This is a genomic window from Nocardia carnea NBRC 14403 (assembly GCF_000308515.1).
Classification (GTDB): domain Bacteria; phylum Actinomycetota; class Actinomycetes; order Mycobacteriales; family Mycobacteriaceae; genus Nocardia; species Nocardia carnea.
Genome location: NZ_BAFV01000040.1, coordinates 15,420 through 35,026, shown reverse-complemented (window position 1 = coordinate 35,026; position 19,607 = coordinate 15,420). Strand labels below are relative to the sequence as shown.

Sequence of the window (19,607 nt, the reverse complement as noted above, 5' to 3'; positions counted from 1 at the left end):
TCTTGGCGTTGTCCGCGCACACCACGGAAACCGGCCGCTTCACCGATCACCTCTGGGACCGGACGAAGGCGCTGCGCGGTGCCATCGACGATCTCGAATTCCTCCGGTTGCTCGGCACCGGTACCCTGCCGCCCGAGGTTTTCCGCACCTATATCGAGCAGGATTCGCTGTATCTGACCGGATATTCGAAGGTGCTGGCCATCCTCTCGGCCAAGGCACCCGACGCCGAGGCCGCCCGGTTCTGGGCGAATTCGGCTGCCTCGGCGGTGTCGGTCGAATCCGCACTGCACGACGAACTGCTCGGCAGCGGGAAGTTGCCCGCACGTGCGGGGGAGCCGGAACATTCGGCCGCCTGCCTCGGCTACGTCTCCTACCTGATCGCGACCGCCGCCACCGAGTCCTACGCTGTGGGCGCAGCGGCGGCGCTGCCATGTTTTTGGATATACGCCGAGGTCGGACGGGATCTGGCCGCACGCGCCGCTGCCGTCCTCGCCGCCGATCCCGATCACCCTTACGCGCGGTGGGTGGCCACCTACGGCGATGCGGAGTTCCAGGAATCGGCGGCCGCCGCCCGGACCATGGTCGATGCGGCGGCGGAGGTCGCGAGTGAGCGGGAGCGCGCGGCCATGCTGACGGCGTTCACCGTCGCCACCCGGTACGAGTTGATGTTCTGGGATACCGCCCTGCATCCGCAGCCGTGGCCCGCCCCGTGAGCGGCCGCCTCCGCCGGATCCTGGCCACGGCCGCCACCGCACTGGTCGCGCTGTCGGCGCTCACCGCCTGCACCGCGGGAAGCGACGACGACACCATCCGCTTCGCCCTGGACTGGACACCCAACACCAACCACACCGGGCTGTTCGTGGCACAGCAACGGGGCTGGTTCGCCGAGGCCGGCCTGGACGTGGAGATCCTGCCGTACAACAACACCGCCGTCGATACGGTCATCGACGCCGGAAACGCCGAATTCGGGATCAGCACCCATAATTCGTCGACCTTCTCCCGGGCGTCCGGTGGGCATACGATCTCGGTGCTCGCACCGCTGCAACACTGGGCGACCGGTATCGGGGTCAAAGCGGACCGCGCGGATATCGATTCCCCGAAGGATCTGGACGGCAAGACCTACGCCGGCTTCGGTGACCCCGGCGAAGTGGAGGCGCTGCAGCAGGTGATCCGCAACGACGGCGGCACCGGCGAATTCGAATCGGTCACCCTGGGGACCTCGGCGTACGAGGCGGTCTACTCCGGACAAGCGGATTTCACCGTCTCCTACCTCGCCTGGGAGGGTATCGAGGCCGAACACCACGGCACCCCCATGAAGTACTTCCGCTACACCGATTATGGTTTCCCCGACGCCTACGCCATCGTTATCGACGCCAACCAGGATTGGCTGACAGCGAACCCCCAGCGCGCGGCGAAATTCGTCCGGGCACTGCAACGCGGATACCAGTTCGCCGCCGACGAACCGGCGGCCGCCGCCCAGGACCTGCTCGAGGCCAACCCCGGTACTTTCCCCGACGAATCCCTGGTGTTCGAAAGTCAGCGCATGCTGGCCGAGCAGTTCATGAAAGACCCCGAGGGCCGGGTGGGCACCCAGACCCGCGAGCAGTGGGCCGCGAACTCCGGTTTCCTTTTCGACAAAGTCCTGCTCACCGGGCCGGACGGTGCGCCCTTGGCCGAGGAACCCGACTGGTCGACGTATTTCACCGATGAATACCTCGCCTCCCCGTAGCACCGCGCCACCGCCGACCCCGGTAACCGGTTCGGGGTTCTCGGCGCTCGGCCGACTGGCACCGGCGTTCGTGACAGTGGTGGTTCTGGTCGCCTGCTGGCAGGCCTATGTACAGATCAGCGGTATCCGTCCGCAACTGCTCCCGTCACCTCTGCGCGTACTGGAACAGGGGTGGGCACACCGCGGCGAGATTGCCGGTCACGCTGTCGCTACCCTGCAAGTGACCGCCACCGGTTTCGCGTTATCGCTGAGCCTGGCCTGGCTACTGGCCGTCGTGGTCGATTTCTCGCCCTGGCTACGCCGCGCGTTCGTCCCGCTGTTCGTGGCCTCACAGACCCTGCCGATCATCGCGATCGCGCCGCTGATGGTCATCTGGTTCGGTTTCGGCCTGCTACCGAAGGTTCTCGTCGTCGCGCTGGTGACCTTCTTCCCGATGGCGATCGGCCTGATCGAGGGCTTCGCCGCGGCAGACCGGGATGCGGGTGCACTGTTGCGCAGTATGGGTGCTTCCCGCGCTCAGGTCTTCCGCTATGTGCGCCTGCCGTCGGCGATACCCCGGTTCTTCACGGCCCTGCGCATCGGCATCACCTACGCTGTGGTCGGCGCGGTATTCGCCGAATACGTCGGGGCGCGCCAGGGGCTGGGTATCTATATGAGCCTGCAGAAGAACTCGTTCCGCACCGACTTGGTGCTGGCGGCCGTGTTCGTGACAGCGCTCATCAGTGTCGCGCTGTACTTGCTGACGTTCGGGGTCGAACGGATCGTCGCGCCGTGGTCGCGCACGGAACACCGGAGTCGCCGTGGCTGACCCGCACGGCAACCGGCTCGTCGTCGACGCCCTCACCAAATCGTTTGCACCGCCGGGCCGGCGGCAGGAGGAGCGGCAGGTGCTGGCCGGTGTGTCGTTCACCGCGCGGCCCGGTGAGTTCGTCTCCGTCATCGGTCCGAGTGGGTGCGGGAAGAGCACCCTGTTCAATGCGCTGGCCGGGCTGGAAACTCTGGATTCGGGCCGGATCGGCTTCGGTGACGAGACCCGGCCCGCGGCCGCGCACTGCGCCTACATGCCGCAGAAGGATCTGCTCTTCCCGTGGCGAACCGTTCTCGACAACACCATTCTCGGACTTCAGGTGCACGGTGTCGCGAAGGCCGAGGCGCGGCGCCGGGCCCTCGAACTGTTCGATACCTTCGGACTGTCCGGATTCGAGAACGCCCGCCCGTCCCAGCTGTCCGGCGGTATGCGGCAACGCGCCGCACTGCTGCGAACCGTCGTCCAGGAACGCGAACTACTGCTACTGGACGAGCCTTTCGGTGCGCTCGACTCGCTGACCCGCACCGAGATGCAGTCCTGGTTACAAGACGTCTGGCAGCGGTATCGGTGGATGGTCCTGATGATCACCCACGATATCCGCGAGGCGGTATATCTGTCGGACCGCGTCGTCGTCCTGTCCGCCCGCCCGGCCACGGTGCGCCGTGAGGTGCCTGTCGATCTCCCACGCCCGCGCGCACTTTCCATGATCACAACTCCCGAGTTCGCCGCGCTGGAACAGGAACTGCTCGACGTGCTGACGGAGGAGTCGCGTTCTGCGGCGGCCGTGCAGCAGCCGGGTGCGGCCCATCTCGGCTAGGCAGCGGGAATCAGCGATCGCAGCGCCGAAAGATCCGGCGACGGTGCCTCGATGAGGGTTCCGGCGAGCTCCTCCGCCACCCTCGGTGCGACTCCTGCACGGGCACAGTTGTCCCGGAACTTGCCGATTACGCGCGGGATGTCCCAGGGGCGCCGGGCGCCGCCGTCCACATCGTCGATCCGGACTGTGCGGCTCGAGCCGTCGGCGAATCCGGCCTCGATCGTGGCCGGGAAGACCGCCGGATAGCCCGAATCCTGCCATGGTTCCCACTCGATGCGGTCCGCCATCGCCAGGATCGCCGGATCCGGCTCGCCGACGAAGTCCTCCAGAGTCACGCCGCCGCGCACCACCTGGAGGGCCAGTACGTACGGCAGGCTCCAGCGTGCCTCATCGGCCCGGACGGGACGCTGTTTGCGTGACCACGGTACGGCTATGATCTGTTCCTGCCCTACCGGTACGCGGCACAGGATCCGCTCCGGTGCCCGGTCCAGCGTGGCAACCGCTTCGACGAACGGGTGCAGGAAATGGCAGCACGGTAAACCCTTGAAGGCGGCCGCTACCAAATGCCACCGGGAGCCGAGGTCGTCCGCAAGCTGTCCCAGCCGGTCGGCGGCGGCGGGGTCCCGGGCGTAGAGCCCGAAGAAACCGCGGTCACCTTCGAAAACATCCGCTGCTCCGGTGATTCCGCCCTCGACAAGGGCCGCGGCCGATATGGCGGCTTGCGCCCCGGCACCGGCCTGCGCCGCCTTGCTCGTCGCACCGCGACTCAGGAAGGTGAAGTTCCCCGCCGAGAAGCTCGCGGCGACGGCGACGGCGTCGATCAACTGTGCGCGGTCGAAGTCGTGCAGCACACCGACGGCCAGCGCGCCGGCGAGTGGGCCCGCTGCCGACGTGCCCTGGAAACCCGCACGCTGGAAACCACTGGGCGCTGCCAGCCCGAGCCGGATGAGGACCTCCCAGCCCACCGCGAAACTGCGGATTACCTCGGTGCCCCCGAGGCCATGGCCCTCGGCCGTGGCAAGGACTGCCGGAGCGAGAACACTGCTGCCGTGCATGACCGAACCCGTGTGGGTGTCGTCGTACTCGAGCGAGTGGATGAGCGTTCCGTTGACGAGTGCGGCTTCGGCCGGGCCGGTTCCGGATCCCGTTCCCAAGACGGTGCACGGACCGGTGGCGCGCGGCGCGGCGGCGAGCATGCGGGCCGGGCCGCATGCGGATGCCGCGACGGCGACTCCGATGGCGTCGAGCAGGTGCAGGCGGGCGATACGCTCGATTTCGGCGGGCAATACCTTCGGCAGGCCGAGGACGCCGTCGACGAGGCGTTCGGCGGCCGTCATCGCAGCACCTCGCCGAGCAGCGCGCCCAGGGGCAGATCGAGATCCATTGGGCGAGCGGGATCGGTCAGCGTCCGGATCCGGTCGGTGAACCCAGGCCGGAGTTCCGCAGTGAGGGCCTCATACTTGGCCAGGAGCTGATCGCGGGTCAGCGGGCGGTCGGGCCCGCCGGCTGCGGACAGCACGGTTTCTTCGACGATACGGCCGTCGGCGAGCGAGACCCGTATCCGTGCAGGGCGGTCGTGTGGTGGCGGTGGGGGATCGGTCCATTCCTCGATCGCCACGAGGGACCGCAAGCGTGCCACCTCGGGATCGCGCAGGGATGCCGCCGCGAAAGTCCGGGCGGAAGTGTCGCGTGCCGACAGGACGGTCGCGACGGCATGCGGCAGCGAGAACCGCCCGGCGAGACCGGTTGCGGGTGCCGGGGCGGTGAGCGCGGCGGCGAGCGGGTGCGCTCGGACGGCGATCGCCGAGATCGCCGCGGGCTCGACCTCCGATGCGACGCACGCGGCTGCCTCGACACTGGAATGCAGGTATTGGCAGCATGCGTAGGGCTTCTGATAGCCGTCCTGCACGGCGTACCGTTCCCCGAGTCCATCGGTCAGCTCAGCGAGGTTCCGCGCGGCGCCCCCCACACGGGCAAACACTTCGTCGAGCACAGTGGGACTCGCCGTCAGCCCGGCACCGGCGAGATCCGCCGCGGTGAAACCGAGTTGGGCCCCGGCCCCCGCCCACGCGTTGCGGACAGTGGCACCTTCGGTCGCGTGCCCGAACGGGCCGGTGAGCGACATCGAGGCGGCACCGAGCACTGCGTGCGCAAACCGGTTCGCGGGCAACCGGCGCGCGGCGGCGATCGCGGCGGCCGCACCGATCGGCGAGAGCGTCGCGTGGGGATGGAGCACGAGCGGTAGCGGCGGCCGGTATGCACGTGCGATCCGCGCGACGACTTCGTAGCCGATCGCCACCGAACTCAGGAGGTCGCGCAGTGTGCCACCACTGGTTTCGACCTCCGCGAGCGCGGCGGGCAGCGTGTACAGGGAACCGTGGCACGTCGCGGGCCGATAGCCACCGTCGAGTTCGATCCAGTTCGCCGCGACCGCGTTCGCGAGCGCCGCTGCCCGGCGTTCGACCCGTTTGCCCGGGATACCGACGACCGTCGCATCACCCGGACCACTCGCGTGCGCCGAGACGAAGCGAACCTCCGGCTCGGTATGTGCGCCGATCATGGCTGCGAGGTCGTCGCAGACGATAGTCAGCGTCGTCCGGAGCACGGGCTCGGGCAGGACGGGGGATTCGGTCGCCCAGGTCAGCAAATTGTGTACATCAGGCATTCTGCACCTCCACCGCCGGCCCGGCGACACGCAGCGAAGCGGCGTGCCGGCGGTGAGCGAGCTCCGCGCATCCGGCGGCGAGTAAGGACAAGGCGATCACATACCAGGCCATGGCACTGTTGCTCCCGGTCGTGCTGAACAACCAGGTCGCGATGAACGGTGCCGTACCGCCGACGAGCGTGGTCGGCAGCGCGTAGCTCGAGGATGCGCCCGTATAGCGCGTCCTGGCCGGGAACAGCTCGCAGTAGACAGCGGGCTGCGGTGCGTAGGCGGCGGATTGGATGACCGCCAGGCCGAGGATCATTCCGAGCAGGATGATCCAGCCGTTTCCGGTGTCGATCATGGCGAAGTACGGGAATATGAACGCCGCCGCGGCCAGCGCCGCCACTGCGACCTGGCGCCGCAGTCCGACCTTGTCGGAGAGCCATCCGAACAGCGGAATGGACAGGAGATAGCAGACCGACACGATGGTGAGGTGGTTGATCGTCTCGCCCTTCGGCATACCGAGCGTGCCGGTGACGTAGGCCAGCGTATAGGTGGCCACGGTGTAGTAGAGCGCGTTGTTCGCGGCGCCCAGTCCCGCGGCGACGAGTACCGTGCGCCAGTCCTCGCGCAGTACCTGCACTACCGGAACGGCCGCCACGCCTTCGGTCTGCACGGTTTCGGCGAAATCCTGCGATTCGGCGAGACCCCGGCGGATGGCCAGACCGACCACCACGATGATCGCGCTCCCGAGAAACGGGATCCGCCAGCCCCACTGCTCGAACTCGTCTCCGCTGACGGCCGCGGATGCCGAGATGACCAGACTGGCCAGCAGCAGCCCGGCCGGTGAGCCGACCTGCGTCGACGAACCGAACAACCCGCGCCGGTCGGCGGGCGCGTTCTCCACGGACAGCAGCGCGGCGCCACCCCATTCGCCCCCGAGTGCCACGCCCTGAGCGATCCGGCACACGATGAGCAGGACCGGCGCCCAGACACCGATCGTGTCGTAGGAGGGAATGCATCCGATGAGGACCGTCGCGCTACCCATGATCAGCAGCGTGACGATCAGGACGTTACGCCGTCCGAGCCGGTCACCGTAGTGCCCGAAGAGGATACTGCCGAATGGTCTGGCGAGGAATCCGACAGCGAAGGTCGCGAACGCCGCCAGGGTGCCGACCACCCCGTCCTGGGTCGGGAAGAACACCTGCCCGAACACCAGCGAAGCCATCGTGCCGTAGATGAAGAAGTCGTACCACTCGAAAGTTGTGCCGACGAAGCTGCCGATCGCGGCGCGTCGCGACTGGCCGGCGCGCGCCGGGGGTGAAGAGGACACGGATTGGCTCCTGATTGTTCGTCGAGTTCAGGCGCGGGATACGGCGGCGTGCCGGCCTGCGAGCATGCCGAGGCCGAGCGCGGCGAGTAGTCCGTTGCCGGAGGAGTAACCGGCTCCGCCGTCTCGGCCGCTCACTCCGGCGGCGACCCCACCGGTCGCGTACACACCGGGAATCGGGCCCGCGGCACCGAGAACGCGAGCGTGGGCGTCTACCTGCACTCCGCCCTGGGTATGGAAAAGCGCGGGGATCGCCCGTACGGCGGCGTACGGCGGCCGCAACGGACCCCAGCCCCATTCGCTACGGCCGGTGGGATCGGGGGCCGAGCCGGCCGCCGCGGCATATGCCGTCTCGAGGGTGCGAGTCAGTTCGTCGACATCCGCCCCGATCGCCGTGGCGAGCGCGGGAAGATCGGCTGCTTCCTTCACCCCGCCGGCGGCGACCAGATCGGCGAATTCTTCCTCATGGGCGGCAACCGAATCGCGGATCCTCGTATCGAAGAGGACATGTACCGGTCCGGGCACTCGCGAGACCTCGGACACGAATCCCGAATATCCGATCGTTTCGTCGCCGATGCGTGCACCGCGGGCGTCGACGAGGATCCCGCCGTGCTCCACCGTGGTCCACGAGGTGATCGAGCCGTGCGGGTTCGCGACTGCCGCGTAGCCCTGGAAGGCGGAGCTGTTCGCCATGGTCGCGCCGAGGTCGAGCAGCCATCGCACTGCCTCCCCGGTACTGCCCTGCGCGCCGAGATATTCGAGCCCACGGGCCTGCGGGGCGAACCGGGCGATCATCGCCGGATCGGCGCCGAAACCGTTGGCCGCCAAGACCACTGCGTGGCTGCGTAATTCGTAGGTGCCCGAGCGGCGACCGGATACGACCACGCCGCGGACGGTGCCGTCCTCGACAATCAATCGTTCCACCGGACTGTGCGTGAGTACCTCGACGTCGGCGGCCTTGGCGGCGCGCAGCAGATCGGCGATCAGGGCGTGTCCTTTGCGTGACGGCGGCGCGTGCAATCGCGGGACACTGTGGCCGACATGCTTGTAGTCCGTGATCAGCCGAAGGTCGATCCGGTGCGTATCCACCAGCCACTCGACCAGGGGCGCGCTCGCGGTCGCGAGGATCCGCACGAGGTCCTCCGCCTCGTGCGGACCGGACTGGCGCAGCAGGTCGGTTGCGAGCCGCTCGGCCGAATCATCGATACCGGCCTCGGTTTGCCAGCGGCTGCCGGCTCCGGGGACCGAACCCGTCGAGGCGGCGGTGTTTCCGCCGGGCCGTTCTTCTTTCTCCAGCACGACGGCGGTCGCACCGCCGTCGGTCGCCGCCAGTGCGGCGGCGAGGCCGGCGCCACCGGCTCCTACCACTACGACGTCGACGTCCACTTCGTTCTGCTCGGGCTCTGTCACGGCGTCCTCTCTGCTCAGCTGACGCGCAGCGCGGTGTCGCGCGTCTCGGTCAAGGTCAGGGCGGTGGCCGCGCTTATCACGGCAGTGGTCACGAGGAACCAGGCCGGTGCCAGCGTGTTGCCGGTGATATCGAGCAGCCATAGACAGATCAGCGGTGCGGTGCCGCCTACCGCCATACTCGCGAGGTTGAACCCGAGCGCGATACCGGTGTAGCGGACGCGGGCCGGGAACATCTCGGCGAACGTCGCGAAAACGACACCCATGAGCGCGGATTCCGGTAGTCCCAGAACCACGTGGGCGAGTATTGCCGTCCCGTAGTCGCCGGCGTTCATCAGTGCGAAGCAGGGAACCGCCAGAACTCCGAAGGCCACCGCGGCGCCGAACAACAGTGGTTTCCGTCCCCACTTGTCGGCGAGGTGGCCGAATAACGGCATCGCCAGGCACGACACCGTCAGCGTCGTGGTGGTGGACCAGAATGCGGCCGTCGTGGTGAAACCGCCGGTCTGCTGCAAGTGTGTGGAGGCGTAGACGTAGACCACGTAGTAGCCGGCGAAGAGCAGAGTGGATAATCCGAGCGTGCGCAGCAGGCCGGGCAGGTGTGCGCGCACGAGTTCGGCGGCCGGTGCCGAGGCGAGGCGGCCGCCCGCGGAAAGGTCGTTGTCCGCCACGGAATCCTCGAGCCGGTACCGGATCCACAGGCCGACCAGGCCCAGCGGCAGACTCAGCAGGAAGGGAATCCGCCAGCCCCAGTCCACCAACTGTTCATGGGTCAGCACCGACGTCAGGATCGTCACCGCCACCGATGCCAGCAACGCGCCCATGAGCGCACCGAGTTGCACAGTGGAACACAGGAATCCGCGCCGCGCGGGCGGCGATTTCTCCGCCACGTAGGCCGCAGCTCCGCCGACTTCGCCACCGGAGGCGATGCCCTGGACGCAACGCGCCACCACCAGGAGGAATGCCGCGCTCACCCCGATCGCGGCATAGGTGGGCAGCATACCGATCGCTACGGTCGCGACGCACATCGACAGGATGGTCGCGGCAAGAACGCGTGACCGGCCGAATCGGTCGCCGAGGTGTCCGAAGATCAAACCGCCGAGTGGGCGCAGGACGAAGGCCGCGGCGAAGGTCGCGAACGTGGCCAGTAAGGCGCCTGTCGGGTCCGTTTCGCTGGCGAAGAACACCACCGAGAGGACCGTGGCCAGGTAGCCGTAGATCCCGAAGTCGTAATACTCGACGATCGAGCCGATAAGTCCGGCGGGCACCACTTTCGGGTCGATCGATTGCGGGACAACGGGTGTGGCACTGCCCGCGGCGTCCGATTCGCGGCGGGGGACCGGTACGGGCCGGTCGTCTATGTCCGGGGCCGCGGCGTTTCCGTTAGCCTCCACCGTGAGGACCTCCTGCTTCTGGTCGCCGGTACCCGACCGGCTCCGTGATGCATTACTCTGCGATACACACTGCCAACTGTCAACAGTTTTCTATCTTTGGGCGGCTGGCTAATATAGGAAACGACTATTGCTACTCGCCGGCTGTCGAGAGTTTCAGCCGATCTGGTGAGTAGCCCCGACGGCACGGCACTGCGCACAGGCCGTGTAAGGAGACCCTGGTGAGCGAGCAGATCCGTCCCGCCAAACTCGGCCGGGTGGCGACTTTCGCCGGTCGCAGCCTCGAGGTGTTGCGAGATATGATTCTCGACGGGACGCTGGCGCCCGGTGAACGCCTCAACGAGGTGCAGCTGTCCCAGGCCCTCGGTATCAGCCGGGGCCCCCTGCGCGAGGCGATCCAACGCCTGGCCAGTGAAGGACTCGTCGAGGCGGTGACCCATCGCGGTGCCTATGTCCGGTCTTTCTCGGCGAACGAACTCACCGAGTTCTACGAACTCCGCATCGCGCTCGAAACGCATGCCGTGCGGCTTGCCGCGCGGCAGACCCCACAGGAGCGCATCGACGAGCTGAACCAGCTGCTCGACAATACGGAGTCCAGTATGGGCCAGGACGCGGCCGCCACCTATCCTGCCGATCAGGACTTTCACGCGCAGCTGGCCGGGTTGGCGGCGAAGCCACCGCTACTGAACGCACTGACCGAGGTCGGCCGCAAAATCCAGCTCGCCCGCGCTCGCTCGGCCCACCAGCCGCGGCGTGCGCGCACCGCCCTCGACGAGCATCGCGCGATTGTCGCGGCACTGTCGTCGCGGGACGGTGACCACGCCGCGGCCCTGCTCGAAGCGCATCTGGTGAGCTCGCTGAACAACGCGTCGGCGGTGTTGTGTGCCGACGAGATCAGCTCCGGGCAGGAAGTTCCCGTAGCGCAGTCAGCAGCGAATCCGTCGTAGTCACATCCGCGTATTTCTGGGCCATATCGAAGAGATTGGCCTCGTGCACGACGGGGCTGCGGTCGTAAACCGCGTCCGCAGGCACGCTGACCCGGAAGTTGTAGGAGAACCCGTCGGCGACACTGGATCGCACGCAACCCGATGTGGTGGCGCCGGTTACCACCAGGGAATCCGCCCCGGCCTCGACCAGATAGCTGGTGAGGGGGGTGCCGAAGAAGGCGCTGGGATGACGTTTGGGGACCAGCACGTCGCCCTCGACGGGCGCGATCTCGCTGACGAACTCGTAGCCCTCGGCCGGGATATCCATGATGCCGGGCACTTTCGCGCCCAGCCTGCCGGCGTCGTAGGACTTCTTCGGTGCCACGTGCGGGTACAGGATCGGCCAGCCCTTCGCGCGGAAGGTTTCGACCAGCCGCGCGATCCGGCCGACCGCCTGCCAGCCGACCTCACCGCAGCTGGTCGGAAACTCGCGTACGGCCGTCTCGAACGGTGCGGGCGTGGTGCCGACGGTGCGGTACTGCACGTCGATGATCAGCAGCGCGGGCCGTGATCCCAGCCCGACGGGTTTGCCGAAGCCGGCGAGTTCGTAATGGCGCAGCGTGGTTTCGTCGATGATCCCCGCGCCGCCCACTGTCCAGGTGTGCTCGGTCATCCGAGTTCCTTCCGTATTTGTGCCAGGGCGGCGGCGCCGCCGTGTTGACGGGCGAGGTAGGTGCCGACCGGATTCTCGGACAGCTCGCCGTCGCGTAGTGCGAAATGACCGCGGACGAGCGTGTGCACGACGCGCAGCGGGATCTCGTGTCCTTCCCACGGCGAGTATTCGGCCGCGGAATACTGGGTCTCGGCGTGCACGATGGTTTTCGCGTTCAGGTCCACCACTGCGAGGTCGGCGTCGGACCCGACGCGGATGGTTCCTTTACGGGGGAAGAGTCCGAACAGCTGCGCCGCCCGCGTACTCGTGGCATCGACGAGCCGCTCGAGGTCGATCCCGCGGCGGAGTCCCTCGCCGAGGGTCGTCGGAAGCACGAGACCACTACCGGGAAAACCTGCCGAGGCCGACCAGATGTCCTTCTCCTTGGCGGTGCGGTGGCGGGCGTTGTGGTCGGAACCGACCGTATCGACCGCACCCGAGCGCAGACCGTCCCACAATGCCTCGACGTCTTCGCGGTGCCGGAGCGGCGGATTGACCTTGCCGTACGTGCCGCAGTCGGAATCGGTGGTCAGGGTGAGGTATTGGGTGCAGGTTTCGGTGAACAGATGAGGGTAGGCCGATTGCTGCATCTGCATGGCGTTCAACGCGGCCCGGCTGCTGGTGTGTACCGCGTAGACGGAGGCGCCGGTGGCGCTGGCGAAGTACGCGACCCGCTGCACCGCCTCGGCTTCGACGATCGGCGGCCGGCTGCGGTACCAGGCTTCCAGCGGCGGGATCGACTCGTCTCGCGGCTGCTCGCGCAGTTTCCACACGAGTTCGATGTTTTCGGGGTGCGGGTTCACCATGGCGCCCGCATCCGCGGCCGCCCCGAGAAGGCCGTACATATAGGCGTCGTCGTTGCCCGGTAGGCCGAGGTACTTGCCTTCGTCGCCGCGGAAGTTCATGAAGAACTTGAAACTCGGCACGCCCAGGTCCTGGACGTACGCCGGGATCTGGGCGACCTGTTCGTCGGTGCCGAGAACGAAGTGGAAGCCGTAGTCGGTATGCGAGTTGCCTGCCATCGCGGCGTTCGAAGCGGCGAACACATCCTCGTAGGGATCGGCGCTCATCAGATAGACCAGCATCGTGGTGATGCCGCCCGCGGCCGCGGACGCGGTTTCGCGGGATGCATCGTCGGGGTCGCGGGGGACCCGGATGTCCTTGCCCAGGTGGACGTGCGGGTCGATACCTCCGGGCAGGACAACCTTGCCCGAGATATCGCATTCCTCGGCCGCGCGCACCGGCGTGCCCGGTGCGACGAGGCCGGTGATGGTGCCGTTCGTGATCAGGATATCGAGTTCCGGTAAGCCCGCACTGTGCTGGAACACCCGGCCGCCGCGCAGCCTCAGATCGTGAATATCGCTGTCGCTCACCGGATATTCCTCCGTTCCGCGGTCGCAGCGTACCGCTCTTCGAGCCGGTCGAATTCCGGTTTGCGCACGAGCGCCTGCCGGTCTTCCCAGCTGATCATCAAATCCGCCGCCGCACGCGTATCCCCGTGTTCGTGGAGATGCCCGAGCACTTCGCGCATACCGACCACTGCCCCGCGCATCGTGGCGTTCGCGTAGAGCGCGACGGCGAAACCGAGTTCGCCCAGCTCGCGACGGGACAAGATCGGGGTGCGGCCGCCCTCGACCATATTCGCCATATGCAGTCCGGGGACACGGCGCGTGATCTCGCGCATCTCCTCGACGCTTTCCGGTGCCTCGACGAAGATCAGATCGGCGCCGGCCTCGAGGTAGGCGAGGGCACGATCGCAGGCCGCCTCCAGTCCTTCGGTGGCTCGGGCGTCGGTGCGAGCGACGATGACGAGGTCGTCATCGCGGCGGGCGTCCACGGCGGCATGGATCTTGCCGACCATTTCGTCGGCTGCCACCACGTCCTTCCCGTTGAAGTGGCCGCATTTCTTGGGACTCACCTGATCCTCGATCTGGATGCCCGCGGCGCCGGCGCGCTCGAGCTTGCGGATGGTGCGCTGCACGTTGAGGGCGTTCCCGAACCCGGTATCGGCGTCCACGATCACCGGGATATCTACGACGTCGCAGATCGCGTCGACGTGCGCGCACAGCTCGTCGAGGGTGATCAGACCGTGGTCGGGCATCCCCAGATAGGTATTGGTCACGCCGGCGCCGGTGACGTAGGCGGCAGCGAATCCCGCCTCCTCCACCACTCGCGCGGCCAGGGAGTTCGCCACGCCCGGCAGGAGTAGCGGGCGATCCTGTGTGCCGGTCAGGGCACGCAGTGTTCGTGCCGGGGTGGTCATGAAATCTCCTCGAGGACGCTCGGAACCATGGATAGTCGGTAGTCGGTCACGATCTTCCCGCCTTCCTCCCAGTTCATAAACTGAAAACTGTCAACAGTTTGTAATTCTGGCATGCCTGGACGGGATATCCCGACCCGGGTGGCGAGCCGCGGGTCACGCGGTCGGAACCTTGGCCATCAGTCCACCATCCACCAGCAACGACGCGCCGGTGATGAACTGGGCATCCGGCGAGGCCAGAAAAGCGATCGCGGCCGCGACATCCGCCGCAGTTCCCATCCGCCCGAGTGGCGCGGCCGCAGCCGCACCCGACGCCGTCGCTACCGGATCGTCCTGGGCATCGAAGTAGCCCTCGAGGTTCGGAGTGCGGATGAATCCCGGGCATACAGCATTGACCCGGATCCCTTCGGGGGCACCGTCCAAAGCCATCGCTCTGGTCAGTGCGAGCACCGCGCCCTTCGAGGCGACGTAGGCCGCGTCCTGCGGGAAAGCCGCGAAGGAGGCGGTCGAGGCCACCAGGATGATCGCTCCTCCGGCGGGTCGCATCGCGGGCCAGAGGTGCCTGTTGAGGGTATGGATACTGGTCAGGTTCACATCCAGCTGCCGATGCCATTGCTCGGCCGTCAGCTGATCCAACCGGCCCACCACGGTCTGACCCGCCGCGTGCACCACGATATCGGGCGGGCCGGCCCGGTCCAGGAGATCCGGCAACTGGGCGTCCACCGCGGCGGCATCGGTGATATCGAAGGCCGCGGTGACGGCATCCGGACCGCATTCGCGGGCTGCTTCGTCCAACCGGGAGCGGTTTCGGCCCAGAAGTACCACCGCGGCTCCGTCGGCCGCCAATCGCACGGCGGCGCCACGGCCGATACCCGAACTGGCGCCGGTGACGTAGGCGATCATGCGGCCCCCATCGGCAACGCGGGCTCCCCGGCCGTCCAGCCGCCGTCCACGGGCATCACTACACCGGTGACCGCCGACGCGGCCGGTGAGGCCAAGAAGGCGATCACGTTGCCGATCTCCTCGGGCTGGAACATCCGGCCCAACGGCACCCGCCGCGAGACCGCCGCGTCCAACTCCGGCGTCATCTGCTGCACCGCCATCGGGGTGAGGGTGAATCCCGGGCAAACGGCATTGACCCTGATACCCGCCGCCGCCCAGTCGATCGCCATCGACCGGGTCAGTGCGGCGACCGCGCCCTTGGAAGCCGAGTACGCCGACTGATGCGGCAGACATACCAGCGCGGCTTGCGACGCCACATTCACCACCGCGCCGCGCGAATCGGCGAGCGCGGTATGCAGCGCCTGACTCGCGTGCACGATCCCGCCGACATTCACATCGAAGGTGCGGCGGAAATCCCCCGGATCGGTGTCCTCGACGGGCAGATTCTCGGTGATGATGCCCGCGCAGTTGATCAACGCGTCGACCCGGCCGTACTGCGCGAGCACCGCGCCGGCGGCAGCGCGAACCGCGGCGAGATCGGTCAGATCCAGTGGGTCCGCTTCCGGTGTTCCGGACAGGTCCCAGCCCACGACGGTGTCGTCCTGCTCACGGAAAACCTGCACGGTAGCGTTTCCGATTCCGGAGGCCGCGCCGGTCACCACCACAACTCGTCTATTCGATATCGGGCTCACTTCTTACTCCTCTGCTTACAGTCGACAAGATTTGCGGTGTCCGGCACCCACAGCGATTCGCCTACTCGATCCGATGCCCATTACCCCCTCTGCTCGCACATGACGTGGTCGCGGCAGCTCATTTCCGCGCGCCGCGCTCGGCACTCGATCCGGCGGTGTCCCGAGCGGGTCGGCGGCATGTACCACCACGACACCTCGCCACAGTCCTCATCGCTCACCCGTCCCTTCGCACGCGAAGGGGTAATCGATGTACCCGCGATCCCCGCCGCTGTAGAAGGTGTCCTCGTCCCATTGCGCCCGCGGCACATCGTGGCGCCAGCGCCGGACGAGGTCGGGATTGGAGATGAACAGGCGTCCGACGCTCACCAGATCCGCTGCACCCGAGGCGATCAGCGGCGAAACATCGGCCAGCTCGCTCGCGCCCAGATACCCGGTGTTCAGTATGTAGGCGGTCGGCCAGCAGTCTCGTATTTCCCGGTGCAGCGGGGACGAACGCCGGCGCAGCGTATGCAGATATGCCGGCCGTAGCGCGGCAAGCCCGTCGGCAAGGGCGAGGTAGGTGTCCTCGTTTCCTTTGTCCTGCATATCGTTGAACTGACCGCCCGGGGAGATCCGGATCCCCATCCGCCCGGCACCGATCTCCGCCGCGACGGCCTCGGCGACCTCGATGACGAACCGGGCCCGCCCCTGCGCCGAGCCGCCGTACTCATCGCGACGCCGGTTGGTGCCGGGAGACAGGAACTGGTGCAGCAGATAGCCGTTGGCCGCGTGCAATTCGACCCCGTCCAGCCCGGCCCGTACCGCCCGAACCGCTGCCTCCGCGAAATCACGTACAACCCCGGCGATGCCCTGCGCGGTCAGTGATTCGGGCATCACCGCCGGCACCATCACCCCGTCGGCGCGGGCCACCTCCACCTGGGCGGGGATCGCACTCGGCGCGACGATCCGGGCATCGTCCGGTATGAGGCTCGGGTGGCCGATCCGGCCGGTGTGCATGAGCTGACAGAAGATCCGCCCGTCCGCGGCATGCACCGCGTCGGCGACCTTTCGCCACGCCGGCTCCTGTAGGTCGTCGTGGATGCCCGGGGTGCCCGGATAGCCTTTGGCTGCCGCGCTGGGCTGGGTGCCCTCGGTGACGATGAGCCCGGCCGAGGCCCGCTGCGCATAATAGGTCGCCGCCGAATCCGGAAGTACGCCGTCGGCGTTTGCGCGGTTACGGGTCATCGGCGCCATCACCACCCGGTTGGCGAGTTCGACGGCACCGATACGCACCGGGTCGAAGACGGTTTTCGTCGCCCCGACTCCGTCAGTCATCGATATCCACGCAGACTGTTTTGACGTCGGTGTAGTCGTGCAGCACCTCGTGGCCCATCTCGCGGCCCCAGCCCGATTCCTGCATACCGCCGAACGGCATACTCGGGTCGAAAACGCCATAGGTGTTGACCCATACCGTCCCCGCCCGCAGCCGCTCCGCGACCCGGTGCGCGGTGCCGACCCGACTCGTCCAGATTCCGGCCGCGAGGCCGTAGCGCGTGTCGTTGGCGGCCTGGACGGCGTCGTCTTCGCTGGTGAAGCGATCGACCACGACCACCGGGCCGAAGATCTCCTCGGACGTGACGCGCGCGTCCGGAGCGGCGTCCGCGATCACCGTCGGCTCGACGAAATACCCCGCCTCGCCGATTCGCCGGCCGCCGGTGAGGATCGTGCCTTCCCGGCTACCTGCGTCGAGATAGGCGTTGACGCGGTCGAAATGCTCGCGACTGGCCACGGGCCCGATGTCGGTATCCGGGTCGAAGCCGTCGCCGACGCGGATCTTCTTCGTCTGCTCGACCAGGCCCGAGACGAATTCGTCGTACACCGAATCGTGGACATACAGACGAGATCCGGCTGCACAGGCCTGCCCTGCGTTGAAGAAGATCGCATCCGCGGACCCAGTGATCGCCTTGCTCAGATCGGCATCCGGGAACACGATATTGGCGCTCTTACCACCCAGTTCGAGGGTCACCCGTTTGAGGTTTCCCCCGGCGGCATCGAGAATCTTGCGCCCCGTGGCGGTGGATCCGGTGAAGGACACCTTGTCCACACCCGGATGCGCGGCGAGCGCCGCGCCGACGCTCGAACCGTAGCCGTTGACGACATTGAGTACACCCGGCGGTATCCCGGCCTCGAGCGCGAGCGCGGCGAGGCGCAGTGCCGACAACGGAGTTGCCTCGGCCGGTTTGAGTACCACGGTATTTCCGGCCGCCAGCGCGGGGGCGACCTTCCACGACGTGATCACCAGCGGAAAGTTCCACGGCACGATCAGCCCGACCACGCCGAGCGGCTCCCGGCGCGTATACGTGTGGTACCGGCCCGGGGCCGAGATCGGAATGGTCTCACCCTCGATCTTGGTGGCATAACCGGACATATAGTGGAAAAGCCCGGCCGCGGTGGGTACGTCGCCCGCCTGCGCGATCGCATAGGGTTTGCCCTGATCGAGCGTTTCGATCCGGCCCATCTCGGCGGCGTCCGCGAGCAGCAGATCGCCGAGCCGCCACAGCGCGGCGGCGCGTTCCTTCGGCTTCATCCGCGGCCACGGGCCGGTTTCGAACGCCGCGCGCGCCGCGGCCACCGCTCGGTCCACGTCGGCCGCCTCGCCCCGCGCCACCCGGGCGAAAACCTCACCGGTCGCCGGATCGACGGTGTCCAGCTCGCCTGCACCCAAGGCGTCGACCCATTCGCCGCCGATGTGCAGGCGGGTGTATTCGACAGGTGCGGTCCGTAAGTTCGCTGCGGTCACAAGATCTCCTCAGAACAAGACGACAGGTCAGTGGCTGTGTACGAGAACACCGCGGATATTCCGGCCCGCATGCATATCCGCGACTGCCTCGTTGATCTCCCCGAGCGAATACCGCTTTGTCACAAGTCCTTCGAGGTCGAGACTGCCGGCGCGATACATCTGCAGCAGGCGGGGGATATCGGCGGTCGGATTGCAATCGCCGTACATCACGCCCTTGATGGATTTGGCGAAGTTGGTCAGGTCCTGCGGGCTGACCGCGAGATGTAGGTCGGAGGAACCCACCGACACCAGGACGCACCGCCCGGATTTACCGACCGCAGCGAAGGCTTCGCCGATGATATCGCCGTCGACGCGGCCGACGGTGACGATCGCGATATCCACACCTTGCCCATTGGTGAGGCTGTCGATCAGGGGGCGCGCCTCCGCAATGGACCCGAACGCGGCAGTGGCGCCGAAATCGGCGGCCCGTTCCTGCTTGTACGGAACGGGGTCCACGACGATCACATGATCTGCCCCTGCGTGCCGGGCACCTTGTACGGCGTTGGCGCCGACACCGCCGAGTCCGCAGACCAGCACCACATCACCTGCCCGCACGGGCCCCCCGTTGACCGCCGCCCCGTAACCGGTCGCCACGCCGCAAGACACCAGACAGGCCAGTTCGAACGGAATATCGTCGGGTACCTTGATCGCCTGGGTTTCGTGGCACACCAGGTAGTTCGCGAATGTACCCAGCCGAGTCACACCGCCGATATCGCTGCCGTCGGTCGCGTGGAAGCGGGCGGTGCCGTCCATTGCGCGGCCGTGCTCCATCCCGGCACCGTTATTGCAGATGTACTGCATACCCCGGGCGCAGTAGTGGCAGGTACCGCACGCCGGGATGAACAGCGTCGCGACGTGGTCGCCCGGTTTCACACGCGTGACCCTCGACCCGACCTGCTCGACGATTCCCGCCCCTTCGTGCCCACCGACCATCGGCAGGGTGACGGCGAGATCGCCGGTGACGAAATGGTCGTCGGAATGGCACAGCCCGCTGGCCATGACCTTGATCCGCACCTCGTCGGGACCGGGCTCGTCCACCTCGAGATCCTGGACCTCCCATTTTCCGTCGATCCGGTGGAGAACGGCTCCCTGTGCCTTCATCGGTTCACTCCTCAGTCGTTGGGGGAA

18 protein-coding genes are annotated in these 19,607 nt (G+C 67.3%); 5 read left to right on the top strand and 13 right to left on the bottom strand.

Translation table 11 applies throughout. From position 1 onward, the window contains the following. Window positions 1-8: 8 nt before the first annotated feature. Genes ON22_RS14890 through ON22_RS14875 form a run of 4 tightly spaced genes read left to right on the top strand, consistent with a single transcriptional unit; the run spans window position 9 to window position 3,354 of the window. Window positions 9-713, top strand: coding sequence for a TenA family protein (locus ON22_RS14890; protein ID WP_231508260.1), 705 nt, complete (start codon window positions 9-11; stop codon window positions 711-713). After that, window positions 710-1,729, top strand: coding sequence for an ABC transporter substrate-binding protein (locus ON22_RS14885; protein ID WP_231508262.1), 1,020 nt, complete (start codon window positions 710-712; stop codon window positions 1,727-1,729). Before ON22_RS14890 ends, ON22_RS14885 begins: the two co-directional genes overlap by 4 nt. Continuing rightward, window positions 1,707-2,537 (top strand): ABC transporter permease, encoded by an 831-nt coding sequence (locus ON22_RS14880; protein WP_033242667.1) that lies wholly within the window; start codon window positions 1,707-1,709, stop codon window positions 2,535-2,537. Before ON22_RS14885 ends, ON22_RS14880 begins: the two co-directional genes overlap by 23 nt. Further along, on the top strand, window positions 2,530-3,354 hold the full coding sequence (locus ON22_RS14875; protein ID WP_033242668.1) for an ABC transporter ATP-binding protein: 825 nt from the start codon (window positions 2,530-2,532) through the stop codon (window positions 3,352-3,354). The genes ON22_RS14880 and ON22_RS14875 overlap by 8 nt, the downstream gene beginning before the upstream one ends. On the opposite strand, the gene ON22_RS34665 is transcribed toward ON22_RS14875, so the two are convergent. From ON22_RS34665 to ON22_RS14850, 5 genes are read right to left on the bottom strand one after another with little or no spacing between them, the layout of a single operon-like run. Then, window positions 3,351-4,691 carry an MmgE/PrpD family protein gene (locus tag ON22_RS34665; RefSeq protein WP_051157650.1) on the bottom strand — a complete coding sequence of 447 codons (1,341 nt, stop codon included), beginning with the start codon at window positions 4,689-4,691 and terminating at the stop codon, window positions 3,351-3,353. The two genes, ON22_RS14875 and ON22_RS34665, sit on opposite strands and share 4 nt — an antisense overlap. Then, entirely contained in the window at window positions 4,688-6,019 is a 1,332-nt protein-coding gene (locus ON22_RS14865; protein WP_051157649.1) for an MmgE/PrpD family protein, read from the bottom strand. Before ON22_RS14865 ends, ON22_RS34665 begins: the two co-directional genes overlap by 4 nt. Beyond that, window positions 6,012-7,334, bottom strand: coding sequence for an MFS transporter (locus ON22_RS14860; protein WP_051157648.1), 1,323 nt, complete (start codon window positions 7,332-7,334; stop codon window positions 6,012-6,014). The genes ON22_RS14865 and ON22_RS14860 overlap by 8 nt, the downstream gene beginning before the upstream one ends. Before the next feature lie 27 nt (window positions 7,335-7,361). Next, on the bottom strand, window positions 7,362-8,741 hold the full coding sequence (locus tag ON22_RS14855; RefSeq protein ID WP_033242669.1) for an FAD-dependent oxidoreductase: 1,380 nt from the start codon (window positions 8,739-8,741) through the stop codon (window positions 7,362-7,364). A 14-nt stretch (window positions 8,742-8,755) separates the two neighbouring features. Beyond that, entirely contained in the window at window positions 8,756-10,132 is a 1,377-nt protein-coding gene (locus ON22_RS14850) for an MFS transporter (RefSeq protein WP_231508264.1), read from the bottom strand. A 218-nt stretch (window positions 10,133-10,350) separates the two neighbouring features. Between ON22_RS14850 and ON22_RS14845 the strand changes: the two genes are divergently transcribed. Further along, window positions 10,351-11,076, top strand: a complete 726-nt coding sequence (locus tag ON22_RS14845; protein ID WP_051157646.1) for a GntR family transcriptional regulator — start codon at window positions 10,351-10,353, stop codon at window positions 11,074-11,076. Here the strand turns inward: ON22_RS14845 and ON22_RS14840 are convergent. The 8 genes from ON22_RS14840 to ON22_RS14805 all read right to left on the bottom strand — a co-directional run bounded on the left by ON22_RS14840 (window position 11,024) and on the right by ON22_RS14805 (window position 19,580). After that, the gene (locus ON22_RS14840; protein ID WP_081595590.1) at window positions 11,024-11,728 is read right to left on the bottom strand and encodes an isochorismatase family protein; all 705 of its coding nucleotides are present in this window, start codon (window positions 11,726-11,728) and stop codon (window positions 11,024-11,026) included. The two genes, ON22_RS14845 and ON22_RS14840, sit on opposite strands and share 53 nt — an antisense overlap. After that, a complete protein-coding gene (locus ON22_RS14835) occupies window positions 11,725-13,140 on the bottom strand; it encodes a dihydroorotase (protein ID WP_051157645.1) in 1,416 nt (471 codons plus the stop codon). Before ON22_RS14835 ends, ON22_RS14840 begins: the two co-directional genes overlap by 4 nt. Further along, entirely contained in the window at window positions 13,137-14,030 is an 894-nt protein-coding gene (locus ON22_RS14830) for an isocitrate lyase/PEP mutase family protein (protein ID WP_033242670.1), read from the bottom strand. Before ON22_RS14830 ends, ON22_RS14835 begins: the two co-directional genes overlap by 4 nt. Window positions 14,031-14,183: 153 nt before the next feature. Beyond that, complete coding sequence (locus ON22_RS14825; RefSeq protein WP_033242671.1) at window positions 14,184-14,930, bottom strand: SDR family NAD(P)-dependent oxidoreductase; 747 nt, start codon at window positions 14,928-14,930, stop codon at window positions 14,184-14,186. Beyond that, entirely contained in the window at window positions 14,927-15,661 is a 735-nt protein-coding gene (locus ON22_RS14820) for an SDR family NAD(P)-dependent oxidoreductase (RefSeq protein WP_033242672.1), read from the bottom strand. The genes ON22_RS14825 and ON22_RS14820 overlap by 4 nt, the downstream gene beginning before the upstream one ends. 207 nt (window positions 15,662-15,868) lie before the next feature. Continuing rightward, on the bottom strand, window positions 15,869-16,975 hold the full coding sequence (locus ON22_RS14815; RefSeq protein ID WP_033242673.1) for an alkene reductase: 1,107 nt from the start codon (window positions 16,973-16,975) through the stop codon (window positions 15,869-15,871). Beyond that, window positions 16,968-18,440 (bottom strand): aldehyde dehydrogenase family protein, encoded by a 1,473-nt coding sequence (locus tag ON22_RS14810; RefSeq protein ID WP_033242674.1) that lies wholly within the window; start codon window positions 18,438-18,440, stop codon window positions 16,968-16,970. The genes ON22_RS14815 and ON22_RS14810 overlap by 8 nt, the downstream gene beginning before the upstream one ends. 27 nt (window positions 18,441-18,467) lie before the next feature. Then, window positions 18,468-19,580, bottom strand: coding sequence for a Zn-dependent alcohol dehydrogenase (locus tag ON22_RS14805; protein WP_033242675.1), 1,113 nt, complete (start codon window positions 19,578-19,580; stop codon window positions 18,468-18,470). Window positions 19,581-19,607: the final 27 nt, after the last annotated feature.

What these genes read in the sequence shown, in the direction of transcription:
- ON22_RS14880 (WP_033242667.1), top strand. Translation starts at nt 1,707, where the DNA reads ATGAATACCTCGCCTCCCCGTAGCACCGCGCCACCGCCGACCCCGGTA.
- ON22_RS34665 (WP_051157650.1), bottom strand. Translation starts at nt 4,691, where the DNA reads ATGACGGCCGCCGAACGCCTCGTCGACGGCGTCCTCGGCCTGCCGAAG.
- ON22_RS14865 (WP_051157649.1), bottom strand. Translation starts at nt 6,019, where the DNA reads ATGCCTGATGTACACAATTTGCTGACCTGGGCGACCGAATCCCCCGTC.
- ON22_RS14840 (WP_081595590.1), bottom strand. Translation starts at nt 11,728, where the DNA reads ATGACCGAGCACACCTGGACAGTGGGCGGCGCGGGGATCATCGACGAA.
- ON22_RS14830 (WP_033242670.1), bottom strand. Translation starts at nt 14,030, where the DNA reads ATGACCACCCCGGCACGAACACTGCGTGCCCTGACCGGCACACAGGAT.
- ON22_RS14825 (WP_033242671.1), bottom strand. Translation starts at nt 14,930, where the DNA reads ATGATCGCCTACGTCACCGGCGCCAGTTCGGGTATCGGCCGTGGCGCC.
- ON22_RS14815 (WP_033242673.1), bottom strand. Translation starts at nt 16,975, where the DNA reads ATGACTGACGGAGTCGGGGCGACGAAAACCGTCTTCGACCCGGTGCGT.
- ON22_RS14805 (WP_033242675.1), bottom strand. Translation starts at nt 19,580, where the DNA reads ATGAAGGCACAGGGAGCCGTTCTCCACCGGATCGACGGAAAATGGGAG.